At 73.4% G+C, this 15,815-nt stretch carries 13 protein-coding genes, 1 pseudogene and 1 riboswitch; of the genes and pseudogenes, 11 read left to right on the top strand and 3 right to left on the bottom strand.

Annotated features, from left to right (window positions below):
• Positions 1-10 precede the first annotated feature (10 nt).
• The gene (locus AQJ67_RS15530; RefSeq protein WP_062719293.1) at positions 11-751 is read right to left on the bottom strand and encodes a class II aldolase/adducin family protein; all 741 of its coding nucleotides are present in this window, start codon (positions 749-751) and stop codon (positions 11-13) included.
• A 207-nt stretch (positions 752-958) separates the two neighbouring features.
• On the opposite strand from AQJ67_RS15530, the gene AQJ67_RS15525 reads away from it, so the two are divergent.
• The 11 genes and pseudogenes from AQJ67_RS15525 (at position 959) to cobC (ending at position 12,784) form a co-directional block, all read left to right on the top strand.
• A complete protein-coding gene (locus tag AQJ67_RS15525; RefSeq protein WP_062719292.1) occupies positions 959-1,705 on the top strand; it encodes a lysozyme in 747 nt (248 codons plus the stop codon).
• Positions 1,706-1,884: 179 nt separating this feature from the next.
• Positions 1,885-3,123 carry an inorganic phosphate transporter gene (locus tag AQJ67_RS15520; protein WP_062719291.1) on the top strand — a complete coding sequence of 413 codons (1,239 nt, stop codon included), beginning with the start codon at positions 1,885-1,887 and terminating at the stop codon, positions 3,121-3,123.
• Positions 3,124-3,166: 43 nt separating this feature from the next.
• On the top strand, positions 3,167-3,388 hold the full coding sequence (locus AQJ67_RS15515; protein ID WP_030051597.1) for a hypothetical protein: 222 nt from the start codon (positions 3,167-3,169) through the stop codon (positions 3,386-3,388).
• Between the two features lie 126 nt (positions 3,389-3,514).
• Positions 3,515-3,654, top strand: a riboswitch (cobalamin riboswitch).
• Between the two features lie 102 nt (positions 3,655-3,756).
• Positions 3,757-4,698, top strand: a complete 942-nt coding sequence (locus tag AQJ67_RS15510; RefSeq protein ID WP_062719290.1) for a cobalamin biosynthesis protein — start codon at positions 3,757-3,759, stop codon at positions 4,696-4,698.
• Positions 4,695-6,230 carry a cobyric acid synthase gene (locus tag AQJ67_RS15505; RefSeq protein ID WP_062719289.1) on the top strand — a complete coding sequence of 512 codons (1,536 nt, stop codon included), beginning with the start codon at positions 4,695-4,697 and terminating at the stop codon, positions 6,228-6,230. The genes AQJ67_RS15510 and AQJ67_RS15505 overlap by 4 nt, the downstream gene beginning before the upstream one ends.
• Positions 6,227-8,293: a putative cobaltochelatase gene (locus AQJ67_RS15500; protein WP_062719288.1), complete on the top strand. Its 2,067-nt coding sequence runs from the start codon at positions 6,227-6,229 to the stop codon at positions 8,291-8,293. Before AQJ67_RS15505 ends, AQJ67_RS15500 begins: the two co-directional genes overlap by 4 nt.
• Positions 8,293-8,901, top strand: a complete 609-nt coding sequence (cobO, locus tag AQJ67_RS15495; protein WP_062719287.1) for a cob(I)yrinic acid a,c-diamide adenosyltransferase — start codon at positions 8,293-8,295, stop codon at positions 8,899-8,901. Before AQJ67_RS15500 ends, cobO begins: the two co-directional genes overlap by 1 nt.
• Entirely contained in the window at positions 8,901-10,439 is a 1,539-nt protein-coding gene (locus AQJ67_RS15490) for a cobyrinic acid a,c-diamide synthase CobB (RefSeq protein WP_062719384.1), read from the top strand. Before cobO ends, AQJ67_RS15490 begins: the two co-directional genes overlap by 1 nt.
• Before the next feature lie 20 nt (positions 10,440-10,459).
• A pseudogene (locus AQJ67_RS15485) lies at positions 10,460-10,846 on the top strand (cobalamin biosynthesis protein); the annotation flags it as partial.
• Positions 10,847-10,899: 53 nt separating this feature from the next.
• Entirely contained in the window at positions 10,900-11,733 is an 834-nt protein-coding gene (locus AQJ67_RS15480; protein ID WP_062719286.1) for a sirohydrochlorin chelatase, read from the top strand.
• Entirely contained in the window at positions 11,723-12,784 is a 1,062-nt protein-coding gene (gene cobC / locus AQJ67_RS15475) for an Rv2231c family histidinol phosphate aminotransferase CobC (protein ID WP_062719285.1), read from the top strand. Before AQJ67_RS15480 ends, cobC begins: the two co-directional genes overlap by 11 nt.
• Here cobC and AQJ67_RS15470 read toward each other — a convergent pair.
• Complete coding sequence (locus tag AQJ67_RS15470; RefSeq protein ID WP_062719284.1) at positions 12,732-14,624, bottom strand: DUF2264 domain-containing protein; 1,893 nt, start codon at positions 14,622-14,624, stop codon at positions 12,732-12,734. The genes cobC and AQJ67_RS15470 overlap by 53 nt on opposite strands.
• A gap of 118 nt (positions 14,625-14,742) precedes the next feature.
• Entirely contained in the window at positions 14,743-15,810 is a 1,068-nt protein-coding gene (locus tag AQJ67_RS15465; RefSeq protein ID WP_079055970.1) for a LacI family DNA-binding transcriptional regulator, read from the bottom strand.
• Positions 15,811-15,815: the final 5 nt, after the last annotated feature.

Below are 15,815 nucleotides of genomic sequence, written 5' to 3'. Positions count from 1 at the left end.
GATCCAGCCCCTAGCCGCGCTGCCCGTACCCCCGCAACCGCTCCCCCGCCTCCGCCACCTGCCCCTGCGACAGCAGGGCCGGGGACAGGCCGGGTACCGAGGATGCCGTGAGCCACAGGTGGGACATCCACTCCAGTTGGGCCGTGCGGTCGTAGGCCTGGGCCAGGGTGGTGCCGTAGGCGATCGTGCCGTGGTTCTGGAGGAGGCAGGCGGTGCGGTCGGTGAGGGCCCGGAGCATGTTCTCGGCCAACTCCGCCGTGCCGTACGTCGCATACGGGGCAACCCGGACGGGACCGCCGAGGGCGCCGGCCATGTAGTGGATCAGCGGGAGTTCGGGGACGAGGGTGGAGACGGCCGTGGCGTGGACCGCGTGGGTGTGGACGACGGCGCCGGCGTCGGTGGCGCGGTAGACGGCGAGGTGCATGGGCAGCTCGCTGGTCGGTACGAGTGTGCCCAGCACCCGTTCGCCGGTCAGGTCGACCCCGGTCACGTCGTCCGGGGTCAGCCGGTCGTAGGGCACTCCCGACGGTGTGACCAGCACGGTGTCGCCGACGCGCACCGACACGTTCCCGGACGTGCCGACGACCAGTCCGTCGGACACGGTCCGGCGAGCTGTCGCCACGAGGGCCTCCCAGGCCTCCGCCTCCTCGGGGCGGACACTTCTGCCCCACGACTCCCCCACTTCCTGTGCGCCCTCCCGCGTATCCCGCGTATCCCGCGCGCCCCGCTGGTCCCGCTGCTCCTCAGCCATGCGGCGATCCTGCCAGGCGGGACGAGGGCACGGCCTCAAGTCTCCGTCGGGCCGGGGCACTTTAGGGCGGAAGGTCGACGTCCGGAAGGGTGCATAACGGGGCAGAAAACCCCCGCTTCTTGCTTGGCCTGAGATCGACCGGGATTCAACGATCTTCCCGTAATCTCTGGGGGATTTGTCGTGCACGCAGCCATTCCGGGGGGAAATATGGCCCGTGATCGCAAACCGTCCCGTCACCGCTCCCGCCTCATGGCGGCCTCCGTGGCGGCGCTCACCCTGGGCGGAACCGCGCTGGTCGAGCTGCCGGCCGCGGCGGCCGGCAAGCCCAGGGGTCATGACGTCTCTTCCCATCAGAAGAACGTCAACTGGCAGAGCGCGAAGGGGAAGGGCGCCCAGTTCGTCTACGTCAAGGCGACCGAGTCCCACACCTACCGCAACCCGTACTTCAACCAGCAGTACAACGGCTCCCGCAACGCGGGCCTGCTCCGCGGCGCATACCACTTCGCGCTGCCGGACAAGTCGTCGGGCCGGACGCAGGCGGCGCACTTCGTACGCAACGGCGGCGGCTGGCGGTCGGACGGCTGGACCCTGCCGCCCGCGCTCGACATCGAGTACAACCCGTACAGCAAGCACAAGTGCTACGGGCTGAGCAAGGCGAAGATGGCCGGCTGGATCCAGTCCTTCAGCGACGAGGTGAAGCGACTGACCGGCCGCCGTCCGGTGATCTACACCACCACCCACTGGTGGAACACCTGCACCGGCGCCAGCCGCGCCTTCGGCTCGAACCACGCGCTGTGGATAGCCCGCTACGACTCCGCGACGGCGGGGAACCTGCCGGCCGGATGGCGGTTCTGGACGATCTGGCAGTTCGACAACGGCAGCGGCAGCCTGCCGGGTGACCAGAATCTCTTCAACGGGTCGACGGCCCAGCTCAGGAAGTTCGCCCGGGGCTAGTGACCCTTGGGGCGCCCGGGTCGCGCGGTGACCGCCGGAGGCGGGCGGAGGGGAGGCCTCCCCTTCCGGACGAACAACCCCCTCTTACGGACACCGTGCGGCCCGCCTCAGTTCATCTTCCGTTCACTCAGGTTACCTACGTTCGTCCAGCCAATGACCTCGAACGATTGCCTGGGTAAATGGAAAACTTCTCGCTGATCCTCGCGATTGTGGTGGTAACCGCACTCGCGTTCGATTTCACGAACGGTTTCCACGACACCGCCAACGCGATGGCCACCACCATCTCGACCGGTGCGCTCAAGCCCAAGGTCGCGGTGGCCATGTCCGCCGTGCTGAACCTTGTAGGCGCTTTCCTCTCCGTGGAGGTCGCCAACACGATCTCCAAGGGTCTCGTCGACGAGACCGGCATCCGTCCCGAGGTCATCTTCGCCGCGTTGGTCGGCGCGATCCTCTGGAATCTGCTCACCTGGCTGGTGGGCCTGCCCTCCAGCTCCTCGCACGCCCTGATGGGCGGCCTGATCGGCGCCACCATCGCCTCGGCCGGCATGGGCGCCGTCCACGGCGACGTGCTCGTCACCAAGGTGCTGATCCCGGCCATCGCCGCCCCGCTGGTCGCGGGCATCGCGGCACTGCTCGCCACCCGGCTGACGTACACGCTCGGCAAGAAGGCCGACGGCGACGCCTCCAAGAAGGGCTACCGCGCCGGGCAGATCGCCTCGGCCGGGCTGGTCTCCCTCGCGCACGGCACCAACGACGCGCAGAAGACGATGGGCATCATCACCCTCGCCCTGGTCGCCGGCGGCACCCTCGCCCCCGACTCCGACCCGCCCATGTGGGTCATCCTCTCGGCGGGTCTGGCCATCGCGCTCGGCACCTACCTCGGCGGCTGGCGCATCATCCGCACCATGGGCAAGGGCCTGACCGACCTCCAGCCGCAGCAGGGCTTCGCCGCCCAGACCAGCGCGGCCACCGTCATCCTGGCCTCCTCCCACCTCGGCTTCTCGCTCTCCACCACGCACTCCGTCTCCGGTTCGGTGATGGGCGCGGGCCTCGGCCGCAAGGGCGGCGTGGTCCGCTGGTCGACGGCCACCCGGATGTTCGTCGCCTGGGGTCTGACCCTGCCGGCCGCCGCCCTGGTCGGGGCGCTCGCCGAGTACGTGACGGGCTTCGGCGCCTGGGGCACGGCCCTCGTCGCGGTCTTCCTGATCGGCTCCAGCGCCGCGATCTGGAAGCTCTCCCGCCGCGAGGTCGTCGACCACACCAACGTCAACGAGACCGAGGAGCCGCCCGGCGTGGTGACCACGGCCATGGCCGCCGTGACCCCGCCGCCGGCGGGCACGACGGCCGAGGAGCTGTCGGCCACCATCCCGGCCCCGGCCTCCGAGCCGACGCCGTCGCCCTCGCAGGCCGCGGTCTGACCCCCACCCGGTTCCTCCTCCCGGTACTCAAGGAAGAAGAAGCATGAAGATCGACTGGGCGGCTCTCGGCTCCGTCTTCGGCGTCAGCCTCGTGGTCACCGTGGCCCTCGTGGGCCTGTTCACCCTCGGCATCTCGGGCCTGTCCCGCCGCGAACGGGCGGTGGCCCAGGGCGACTCGGCCGCGCTCGCGGTCACCGGCGCGTACGCGTGCTTCGCTGCGTGCGCGGCGGCCGTGGGATACGGCATCTATCTGATCGTGGCCTGACGGCCCGACGTACGGCACACGCGCCACCTGAAGCACCCGAGGTGCGGGACGGATCACCGTCCCGCACCTCACGCCTGTGTGGGCCTTCGCACACTCTCCCGTCGCAGGTCAACGGCAAGTTGACGGCCCTTCCAACCCCGTGGTGGACTTCCGGGGCCAGCTACGGCGGCAGGAGAGGAAGCCGGTGTGAATCCGGCGCGGTCCCGCCACTGTCACCGGGGTAGAAAGCCCCGGGAGCCAGGAACTCTCACCGCCGGACTCGTCGAACCAGGGCGTGGACACCCTGAGTGAGGACAGAACGCGATGCTCGCCTGCCGATCGACACGCAGTATCAGACCCTCGTCTGACCCCACGGTCGGCTGACCCCGATGCGAGCCGATCGCGTCTTCGCGTACGGCGCCGCCGCCGGACTTCTCGGTGATCTGCTGCTCGGCGACCCTCGCCGGGGGCATCCGGTCGCCGCGTTCGGACGTGCCGCCGGTGCCGTCGAAAGAGTGTTGTGGCGCGACGACCGCGCGCGGGGTGCGGTGCACACGGCCGTGTGCGCCGGTGGCGCCGTGGCGCTCGGTGCCGTCGCCGCCCGAGTCGTCCGTACGTCCCCCGCCGCCTCCGTCGCGCTGACCGGCGCCGCCACCTGGGCGGTCGTCGGCGGGACTTCGCTCGCCCAGGAGGCCCGCACGATCGGGCGCGCCCTGGAGGCGGGCGACGTCGAGGGCGCGCGGGCGCGGCTGCCGCATCTGTGCGGACGGGACCCGCAGGCGCTGGACGCGGACGGGATCGCGCGGGCCGTCGTGGAGTCCGTCGCCGAGAACACCTCCGACGCGGTGGTGGGGGCCCTGGTGTGGGGGGCCGTCGGCGGGGTGCCGGGGCTGCTCGGGTTCCGGGCCGTGAACACACTGGACGCCATGGTGGGCCACAGGTCGCCCAAGTACCGCCGCTACGGGTGGGCTTCGGCCCGGCTCGACGACGTGGCCGGATGGCCGGGGGCGCGGCTGACCGCCGTACTGGCCGCCGTCGCCGGGGGTGATCCGCGCGGGGCGGTGCGTGCCTGGCGCGCCGATGCCGCCCAGCACCCGAGCCCCAACGCCGGGCCCGTCGAGGCCTCGTTCGCGGGGGCGCTCGGGGTGCGTCTCGGCGGGACGCTGTCGTACGGCGGGCGGGTCGAGCATCGGCCGGTGCTCAACGGGGCGGGGCGCGCCGTCGCCGTCCGGGACATCGAGCGGGCCGTACGGCTGTCGAAGCGCGTCGGCTGGCTGGCGCTGGGCGTCTGTGCGGCCGCGCGCCGTATCCCGAAGGGACGTACGTCATGACGGGCGGGGGGCTTCTCGTCGCCGGCACCACCTCGGACGCCGGCAAGAGCGTCGTCACCGCGGGGATCTGCCGGTGGCTGGTGCGGCAGGGGGTCAAGGTCGCGCCGTTCAAGGCGCAGAACATGTCCCTCAACTCGTTCGTGACCCGCGAGGGCGCCGAGATCGGGCGGGCGCAGGCCATGCAGGCGCAGGCGTGCCGCGTGGAGCCGACCGCGCAGATGAATCCCGTGCTGCTCAAGCCCGGGGGCGAGCGGAGCAGCCAGGTCGTGCTGCTGGGCAAGCCGGTGGGCGAGATGAGCGCGCGCGGGTACCACGGCGGTCGGCAGCAGGCGCTGCTCGGGACCGTGCTCGACTGCCTCGCCGAGCTGCGGGACACGCACGACGCGGTGATCTGCGAGGGGGCCGGTTCTCCGGCCGAGATCAATCTGCGGCGGACCGACATCGTCAACATGGGCATCGCCCGCAGCGCCCGGCTGCCCGTGCTGGTGGTGGGCGACATCGACCGCGGGGGCGTCTTCGCCTCCTTCTTCGGGACCGTGGCGCTGCTCTCCCCCGAGGACCAGGCGCTGATCGCCGGGTTCCTGGTCAACAAGTTCCGGGGTGATGTGTCGCTGCTCGAACCCGGGCTCGACATGCTGCACGGCCTCACCGGCCGGCACACCTACGGCGTCCTGCCCTTCCGGCACGGCCTCGGCATCGACGAGGAGGACGGGCTGCGGGTCTCCCTGCGCGGGACGGTCCGGGAGTCCGTCGTCGCGCCGCCCGTCGGCGAGGACGTACTGCGGGTCGCCGTCTGCGCCGTGCCGCTGATGTCCAACTTCACCGACGTGGACGCCCTCGCCGCCGAGCCGGGTGTCGTCGTGCGGTTCGTGGACCGGCCGGAGGAGCTGGCCGACGCGGACCTGGTGGTGCTCCCCGGCACCCGGGGAACCGTGCGCGCGCTGGAGTGGCTGCGCGAGCGCGGGCTCGCGGACGCCCTGGTGCGACGGGCCGCCGAGGGGTGGCCGATCCTCGGCGTCTGCGGCGGCTACCAGGTGCTCGGCGAGCACATCGAGGACGACGTCGAGAGCCGGCGAGGGCATGTCGACGGGCTCGGGATCCTGCCCGTGCGGGTGCGGTTCGCCCGGGAGAAGACCCTCACCCGACCGGAGGGCCGGGCCCTCGGGGAGCGGGTCGAGGGGTACGAGATCCATCACGGGGTCGCCGAGGTCAGCGGGGGTGAGGGGTTCATCTCCGATGACGAAGGACACAGCCTCGACGGATGCCGGGTCGGTCAGACCTGGGGCACGCACTGGCACGGCTCGCTGGAGTCGGACGGTTTCCGGCGGGCCTTTCTGCGCGAGGTGGCGGCCGCCGCGGGCCGACGCTTCGTGCCGGCGCCGGACACGTCGTTCGCCGCGCTGCGCGAGGAGCAGCTCGACCGGCTCGGCGACCTGATCGAACAGCACGCGGACACGGACGCGCTCTGGCGGCTCATCGAGTCGGGCGCGCCGCAAGGACTGCCCTTCATTCCACCGGGAGCGCCCGCATGAGCACACCCTTCCCCTTCACGGCCGTCGTCGGCCAGGACGACCTGCGGCTGGCGCTGCTGCTGAACGCCGTGTCACCGGCGGTCGGCGGTGTCCTGGTGCGCGGCGAGAAGGGCACCGCCAAGTCGACGGCCGTACGGGCGCTTTCGGCGCTGATGCCGGAGGTCCCCGTCGTCCCCGGGTGCCGTTTCTCGTGCGACCCCGAGCGGCCCGACCCCGGGTGCCCGGACGGACCGCACGAGCCGGGAGCGGGCGTCGAGCGGCCCGCCCGTATGGTCGAGCTGCCCGTCGGCGCCTCCGAGGACCGGCTGGTGGGCGCCCTGGACATCGAGCGGGCGCTGTCGGAGGGCGTGAAGGCCTTCGAGCCCGGCCTGCTCGCGGACGCGCACCGCGGAATCCTGTACGTCGACGAGGTCAACCTCCTCCACGACCACCTGGTCGACCTGCTCCTCGACGCGGCCGCGATGGGCGCGTCGTACGTCGAGCGCGAGGGTGTCTCCGTACGGCACGCCTCGAAGTTCCTGCTCGTCGGCACCATGAACCCCGAAGAGGGCGAGCTGCGGCCGCAGTTGCTCGACCGGTTCGGGCTGACCGTGGAGGTCGCCGCCTCACGGGAGCCGGACCAGCGGGTGGAGGTCGTGCGGCGGCGTCTCGCCTACGACGACGACCCGGCCGGCTTCGCCGCGCGCTGGGCGGACGACGAGGCCGAGGTGCGTCAACGCATCGTCGCGGCAAGGGAGTTGCTGCCCTCGGTGCGGCTCGGTGACGGGGCGCTGCGGCAGATCGCGGCGACCTGTGCCGCGTTCGAGGTGGACGGGATGCGGGCCGACATCGTGATGGCGCGTACGGCGACCGCGCTGGCCGCGTGGGCCGGGCGGACCGATGTGCTCGCCGAGGACGTCCGGCAGGCGGCGCTGCTCGCGCTGCCGCACCGCAGGCGGCGCAACCCCTTCGACGCGCCGGGACTCGACGAGGACAAGCTCGACGAGACGCTGGAGGAGTTCGCCGGCGACGACGAGAACGAGAGCCGGGACGAGAACGACGGCGACGAGGATCCCGACCCGGACGGGCCCGGCGGGGGCGGCGGGGGCGGCGGGGGCGGTGGGCAGCCGCCTTCCGGACCGGAAGGGCCGGACGCGCCGCGGAGCGGTGACGTGGGCGCGCCGCCCGAGGCCGGGGAGGGCGGGCAGCCGCAGGCTCCCGGTGCCGGGGAACAGCAGCCCGTGCGGGCCTCGGAGCCCTTCCGGACCAAGGTGCTCAGCGTGCCCGGTCTCGGCGAGGGCGCGGCCGGGCGGCGTTCACGGGCGCGGACCGAGCACGGGCGGACGACCGGGGCGCGACGTCCCCGGGGGGCGCTGACCAAGCTGCACCTGGCGGCCACCGTGCACGCGGCCGCTCCGCATCAGCGCACCCGGGGACGGTCGGGGCCGGGACTGGTCGTACGGCGCGACGATCTGCGGCAGGCGACCCGGGAGGGGCGCGAGGGGAACCTGGTGCTCTTCGTGGTCGACGCCTCGGGGTCGATGGCGGCGCGGCAGCGGATGTCCGCGGTCAAGGGAGCCGTGCTCTCGCTTCTGCTGGACGCCTACCAGCGGCGGGACAAGGTGGGTCTCGTGACGTTCCGGGGCACGAGCGCGGACGTGGCGCTGCCGCCCACCTCGTCGGTGGACGCGGCCGCGGCCCGGCTGGAGTCGCTGCCGACCGGGGGGCGTACGCCGCTCGCGGCCGGGCTGCTCAAGGCGCACGACGTGCTTCGGGTGGAGCGGCTGCGGGACCCGGCGCGGCGCGCGCTGGTCGTCGTGGTGACCGACGGGCGTGCCACCGGCGGCCCCGAGCCGGTCGCCCTGGCCGGGCGGGCCGCGCGGCTGTTCGCCGCCGACGGGATCGCGTCCGTGGTCGTCGACTGCGAGGCGGGGTACGTACGGCTGGGGCTCGCCGGGCAGTTGGCGGGTGAGCTGGGCGGTACGGCGGTGACGCTGGACGAGTTGCGGGCGGACTCGATCGCCGGGCTGGTCAGGGATGTTCAGGGTGGATCGCAGGGTGGATCGAAGAGGAGGGCCGCGTAATGCCGCAGGGGCAGCCGAGTGTGGTGCCGGACGATGGACTGACGACTCGTCAGCGCCGTAACCGGCCGCTGGTGATGGTGCACACCGGGGTCGGCAAGGGCAAGTCCACCGCCGCCTTCGGGATGGCGCTGCGCGCCTGGAACCAGGGGTGGCCGATCGGGGTGTTCCAGTTCGTCAAGTCGGCGAAGTGGAAGGTCGGCGAGGAGAACGCGCTGCGGGTGCTGGGCGCCAGCGGCGAGGGCGGCACCGTCGACTGGCACAAGATGGGCGAGGGCTGGTCGTGGGTGCAGCGTGACCTCCAGGGGGACAACTTCAGCAACGAGGAGAAGGCCCGGGAGGGCTGGGAGCAGGTCAAGCGGGACCTGGCCGCCGAGTCGTACAAGCTCTACGTCCTTGACGAGTTCGCCTATCCGCTGCACTGGGGCTGGGTCGACCTCGACGAGGTGATCGAGGTGCTGCGTGACCGGCCCGGGACCCAGCATGTCGTCATCACCGGGCGGAACGCGCCGGACAAGCTCGTCGACTTCGCCGACCTCGTGACCGACATGTCCAAGGTCAAGCACCCCATGGACGCCGGGCAGAAGGGGCAGCGGGGTATCGAGTGGTGATGTCCTCGTCCTCGTCCTCGTCCTCGTCGGCTTCCGTCCCACGGCTGGTCATCGCCGCGCCGTCGTCCGGCAGCGGGAAGACCACCGTCGCCACGGGGTTGATGGCCGCGCTCGCCGCGCGGGGGCTCGCCGTGTCCCCGCACAAGGTGGGGCCGGACTACATCGACCCCGGGTACCACGCGCTCGCCACCGGGCGGGTGGGGCGGAACCTCGACGCGTATCTGTGCGGGCCCGAGCTGGTCGGGCCGTTGTTCCTGCACGGGGCGCGCGGCTGCGACATCGCGGTCGTCGAGGGGGTCATGGGGATGTTCGACGGGGCCGCCGGGCAGGGGGAGCTGGCGTCGACCGCGCATGTGGCGAAGCTGTTGCGGGCGCCGGTGGTGCTGGTCGTCGACGCGTCGTCGCAGTCTCGGTCGGTGGCGGCGCTGGTGCACGGGTTCGTGTCGTGGGATCCGGAGGTGCGGGTCGGGGGTGTGATTCTGAACAAGGTCGCCTCCGACCGGCACGAGGAGTTGTTGCGGGAGGGGTTGGAGTCGGCCGGGGTGCCGGTGTTGGGGGTGTTGCGGCGGACGGCTCAGGTGGATACGCCGTCGCGGCATCTGGGGTTGGTGCCGGTTGCCGAGCGGCGGGGGGCTGCGGTGGATGCGGTGGCTGCCATGGCTGCGCAGGTGCGGGACGGGTGTGATCTGGAGGCGTTGGTCTCGCTGGCGCGTGGTGCGGGGGCGTTGTCGTGTGCGGGGTGGGACGCGGCTGAGGCCCTCGCTTCCTCGCCCCCGCCGCCCCTACCCGTCCCATCCCTGGGGGCTGCCGCCCCCAGACCCCCGCATCGGCCCGAAGGGCCTCGTCCTCAAACGCCGGACGGGCTGAAAGAAACGGCCGGGCTGGAAGAAGCGGCCGGGTTGGAAGAAGCGGCTGGGGTGAAGCCAGTCGTAGCCGTTGCCGGGGGGCCCGCCTTCACCTTCTCCTACGCCGAGCACACCGAGTTGCTGGCCGCCGCGGGGGCCGTCGTCGTTCCGTTTGATCCGTTGCGGGACGAGCGGCTGCCGGAGGGGACGCGGGGGTTGGTGATCGGGGGTGGGTTTCCGGAGGTGTACGCGGCTGAGTTGGCGGCCAATGAGCCGTTGCGGAAGGCCGTCGGGGAGTTCGCGCTGAGTGGGGCTCCGGTGGCGGCGGAGTGTGCGGGGCTGTTGTATCTGTGCCGGGAGCTCGACGGGCGGCCGATGTGTGGGGTGCTGGATGCCCGTGCTCGAATGTCGGAGCGGCTGACGCTCGGTTATCGGGACGCGGTGGCCGTGACCGACAGTGTGCTCGCGGTGGCCGGGACGCGGATGCGGGGGCACGAGTTCCATCGGACGGTCGTGGAGCCCGGGGCGGGCGAGCTGCCCGCCTGGGGGATGCGGCTGCCGCACAAGCGGGTCGAGGGGTTCGTGCGGCGCGGGGTGCACGCGAGCTATCTGCACACGCACTGGGCGGCCGAGCCGGGTGTCGCCCGGCGGTTCGTGGAGCGGTGCCGTACCGGGGACGGGGGCGCCCGGTGAGAACGGGTGCGGACGGGGACCTCGTGGTGGGTGTCGGCGGCTCGAAGGGCGTCTCCGTGGCGGAGGTCCTCGCACTGATCGAGGGCGCCCTCGGCGACGCCGGCCTCTCCCCCGCGTCCCTCACCGAACTCGCCACCCTCGACGCCAAGGCCGATGAACCCGGTCTCGTCCGGGCCGCCGCGCGGCTCGGCGTGCCCCTCGTCACCTACTCCGCCGACGAGCTGGCCGCCGTCGACGTGCCCCACCCCTCCGAGGCGTCCCTCGCCGCGACCGGCACCCCGTCGGTCGCCGAGGCCGCCGCCCTCGCGCGCGGTGGGGAACTCCTCGTACCGAAGCGGAAGTCGCGGCGCGCCGACGGACGGCCGGCGAGGGCGACCTGTGCCGTCGTACGGCGTCCCGGGCCGGGCGCGCGCCATGATGACCGTGCCGCCCGCTCTGTCCCGCCCGCCGAGGAGTCACGGTGACCACTCCGCCGCCCGCCCTGCTCATCGCCGGTCATGGCACCCGGGACGAAGCCGGGGCCGAGGCGTTCCGCGCGTTCGTGCGGGAGTTGGGGAGCCGTCATCCCGAGCTGCCCGTCTCGGGCGGTTTCGCCGCCGTGCCGTGGATGCTGGTGTCCGCCGGGCACGCCAAGGGTGACCTCCCGGCCGCGCCGGCCCGCGAGAAGGAGCGGCACCCGGGGATCGCGTACGTCTACGGCCGCCCGCTGGGACCGCATCCCGCGCTGCTGTCCGTGCTGGAGCGGCGGCTGGACGAGGCGCTCGGCAGCGCCGGGCGCCGGCCCGGGGACCGTGCCGAGGTGACCGTGCTGCTGGTCGGGCGGGGTTCGACCGACCCGGACGCCGACGCCGAGGTGCACCGGGCGGCGCGGCTGTTGTGGGAGGGGCGCGGTTTCGCGGGCGTGGAGACGGCGTTCGTGTCGCTGGCGGCGCCGGACGTGCCGAGCGGCCTCGACCGATGCGTGAAGCTGGGCGCACGGCGGATCGTCGTGCTGCCGTACCTCCTGTTCCCGGGCGTCCTGCCGGACCGGGTGCGCGACCAGACCGAGGGCTGGGCGGCGGCGCACCCGGAGATCGAGGTGCGGTCGGCGGACGTGCTCGGTCCGGTGCCGGAGCTGCTGGATCTGGTGATGGAGCGGTACGCGGAGGCGGTCCGGGGCGTCCCCGACGGTCATCGGCCGGACGGATCCGACGGACATCACGGGCCCGGACACGGGCACGGGCATGGACTTGGACACGGTCACGGACTTGGACTTGGACTTGGACAGCAGGAAGCCCACTCTTATGCAGCCTGAGGCGCATGATCTCCGGCATCACGGTGACGCCGAGGTCCGTGACGACGGGTCGGCGCTCGTCGACCTCGCCGTGAACGTCCGCGCGGACACGCCGCCCGTATGGCTGCGGGAGCGGATCGCCGGCTCGCTGGGCTCGCTCGCCGCGTACCCGGACGGACGGGCGGCGCGGGCGGCGGTCGCGGCTCGGCACGGGCTGCCGGTGGAGCGGGTGCTGTTGACGGCGGGGGCGGCGGAGGCGTTCGTGCTGCTGGCGCGGGCGCTGAAGGTGCTGCGGCCGGTCGTCGTGCATCCGCAGTTCACGGAGCCGGAGGCGGCGCTGCGGGACGCGGGGCACAGCGTCGAGCGGGTGCTGCTGCGGGAGGAGGACGGCTTCCGCCTCGACCCGGCGGCCGTTCCCGAGGACGCCGACCTGGTGGTCGTCGGCAATCCCACCAATCCGACCTCCGTGCTGCACCCCGCCGCCGCCATCGCTGAACTCGCCCGTCCCGGGCGGACGTTGGTGGTGGACGAGGCGTTCATGGACGCGGTGCCGGGTGAGCGGGAGGCGCTGGCGGGGCGGACGGACGTGCCGGGTCTGGTGGTGCTGCGCAGCCTGACCAAGACGTGGGGGCTGGCCGGGCTGCGGATCGGCTATGTCCTCGCCGCGCCGGAGACCATCGCCGAACTGGAGCGCGCCCAGCCCCTGTGGCCCGTCTCCACGCCCGCGCTCGCCGCCGCCGAGGCCTGCGTGGCACCGCCGGCCCTGGCGGAGGCGGCGCACGCGGCCCACCGCATCGCCGCCGACCGGGCTCATCTCGTCGCCGGACTTGGCGAGTTCGCCTCGCTCGGGCTCCGGGTCGTCGAGCCCGCCGAGGGTCCCTTCGTCCTCGTACGACTGCCGGGGGCGGCCGGCGTACGGCACCATCTGCGCGACCTCGGGTTCGCGGTGCGGCGCGGGGACACCTTCCCCGGGCTGGGCGAGGAGTGGCTGCGGCTCGCGGTGCGGGACCGGGGGACGGTCAGCCGGTTCCTGCGGGCGCTGGACCAGGCGATGGCACTGGCCCGTCGCTGAGGCCGGCCGGCACGCGCTCCACAGTGCCGTCCGGGAAGCGGACCTCCACGGTGCCGTCGGCGGCGACGGTCGCGCTCGCTCCCGTGAGCGCGGTCCGCGAGTCGGCGCTGAGGACGACGAGCGTGACCAACAGCGGGCGGGGGCCGGGCAGTTGGAGCACGGGGGTCGCCGAGTGGTGGCCCACCGCGTTCGTGCCGGTGGCCCGTACGGCCGAGGCCTCGGCGTCGTCCCAGCCGTGGAGGCCGACCAGCGCGCTGGTCAGTCCGTCCGCGCGGCGGGCCACCGCCCGGCCGGGACCGGTCCGCACGTCCGGAGGCGCCGCGTCGTCGGCCACCGCCCAACCGCCCTCCCGTACCGGTGTGTCAGGCGGTACGTCGAGCCGGTGCACCCGTACTTCCCAGGCGCCGCGCACCACGCTGACGGTTTCGACCCGCCCGTCCTGCGCCCGGGACCCGGCCCGCCCGGCTGCGGTGCCCAGGGGGTGGATGCGCCCGCGTGGGGAGGGCGTGCCGTCGGGGGCCAGGAGCGCGAGGTGGTTGTCGACGCCCGGTGTCTCGGGGGCGGTCGCGCTGGAGTAGGCGAAGCGGGCGTAGTGGGGACTGTCGTCGTCCGTGGCGGGTGGGGGCGGGAGGCGGTCGCTGCCGTGGTTGACCAGCCGTACGATGCCGTCGGCCGTGGTGGACTGCAGCAGCCAGCCTGGGGCGGGCAGGGCAAGGCCGACGTCCCGCGTGTCGACGGGGGCCGGCTCCTCCGGTGCCGTCCAGACCGGGTGGTCGGCGGGCAGGAGCAGCCCCAGGAAGGCCTTGCTCGCCCAGTACGGGGAGGCGGGGCCCGAGTAGCGCTGGGTGACGGGGAGGAAGGGCCGGTACCAGCCGAGGCTGAGCAGGCCCCGCTCGTCGGGCACGCCCCGCTCGGTGAAGTGCTTCAGCGCGCCGGAGGCGAGGCGGCGGGTGCGGCCCGGCGGCAGGGGGGTGGCGTCGGCGAGGGCGCCCGCCCACAGCGGGGCGGTGGCCGCGAAACGGTAGGTGAGGGAGCGGCCCTGGTGGACGGGGGCACCGTCGGAGCCGAAGAAGTGCTGGTGGACGGTGAGGAACTCGCGCAGCCGGGCACGGTGCCGGGCCACGGTGGCCGGGTCCGCCCGTGGCCCGGCGATCCGCGCCCACAGCACCGGATACAGATGCAGCGCCCAGGCGTTGTAGTAGTCGAACTTCCGCCCGTCTCCGTCGGTGTACCAGCCCCCGCCCCGGTACCAGTCGTCCAGCCGGGCCAGCCCCGCGTCGATCTCGGCCCGGCTGTGCGGGGCACCGGCCGAGGCGAGGAACTCCTCGGTGATCACCTGGAACAGTCGCCAGTTGGAGTCGTTGACGTCCGCCCCGACGAACCCACCCAGCCAGGCGCACACCCGCTGCCGCACCCCGTCGTCGAGGTGGTCCCACAGCCACGCGCGTGACTCGTGCAGCGCGAGCGCGACCGAGGCGGCCTCGACCATCGGCTGGGCCCGGTCGGTGATCGGCGGCCAGTGCTCGGCGTGGTGCGGGTCGGTGCCCGCGTCCAGTCCGGCGGCATACCGCTCGATGAGCGCCGGGCCGACCCGGCCGTCCGAGCCCGCGATACGGAAGGCGGCCAGGAGGAAGGAACGCGCGAATCCCTCCAGCCCGTCGGACCAGGGGCCCGAATGGCTGGGCGGCCCGGGCAGCCGGTACTGGGCGAGGCCGGGGGTCGCGTAGGGCACCAGCCCGTCGAGAAGCCGGTCGGCGAGCGCCTCCCAGTGGGCGCGGGTCCAGCCGGTGAGGGGCGAGAGCGTCGGATCGTCGGGGAGCGACACAGGCGGCGCGGTCATACGGATTTCGGTCCTCCATGGATCGGGGCGACAGGAGCGCCCCTATAGGGGCGCGGGGCTGTTTCGATATGCGGCTCCGCCGCGTGGGCGCGACCAGCCACAAACCACCCGCAGCCGCCTACGCCCCCCGAGGCGAGGCGACGCTACGGCGCACAACGATGTGCGTGCCGAGCACATGGTGACTTCCCGAGGCATGCTCAGGATCCCGCAGAGCGATCCGCACGGCGGCCCGACCGAGCTCCTCGGCCGGCGTACGTACAGTCGTCAGCGGCGGATTGAAGTCCTCGGCCAGCGGAATGTCGTTGTACCCGACGACCGAGACGTCCTCGGGCACCCGCAGACCGGCGTCGGCAATCGCCCGCAGCGCCCCCGCGGCGACCATGTCGTCCCCGGCCACCACCGCCGTGAACTCCCGTGTCTCCTTGAGCAGTTCGGTCATCGCCCGCAACCCCGCCGCACGGCCGAGCCCGCAGTCCACGACCCGCCCAGCCGCCGCGGGCACCCCGTGCTCGGCCAGCGCGGCACGGTATCCGGCGACACGGGCGTCGAGGGCCGTGTTGCCGGGCAGCCCACCGAGGAAGACGATCCGCCGGTGACCGGCCGACAGCAGATGCCCGGTGACGGCCCGCGCACCGGCCTCGTTGTCGAACTCGACGACGAGCGCGGGGATGTCGGGATCCGGAGCAGGCCGGCCGCACAGCACCAGCCGCGCCCCCGCCGCGTCCAGCGCCTGCGCGTAGTGGGCCACGCGCGAGCGGTACGCGTCGTCCTCGACGACCCCGCCGACCAGGATCACCAGCCGCGCCCCCTCCTCCCGCATCAGCTGTACGAACTCCATCTCGCGCTGCGGTTCCCCGCCGGTCGCGCCGACCACGCACAGCCAGCCCCGGTCGGCGGCCTCGGCCTCGACGCCCTCGGCGACCTGGGCGTAGAAGGGGCTGGTGACCTGGCGGACGACGACTGCGGCCATCTTCCGGCCGCCGCCCACCAGGGCGCGGGCGTGGGCGTTGGCGACGTAGTCGAGGTCGCGCGCGGCCCGCAGGACGCGGGTCCGGGTGGAGGTGGGCACGGGATGGTTGCCGCTGAGCGCGCGCGACGCCGTGGCCACGGACACGCCCGCCCGTTCGGCGACCTCACGGATCGTCACCCTCCGCCTGGGCCCCGTGTCCCCCATGGTGTTCCCCATCCCCC

This window comes from Streptomyces caeruleatus, assembly GCF_001514235.1.
Lineage (GTDB): Bacteria > Actinomycetota > Actinomycetes > Streptomycetales > Streptomycetaceae > Streptomyces > Streptomyces caeruleatus.
This window is presented reverse-complemented; position numbering and strand designations above follow the sequence as displayed.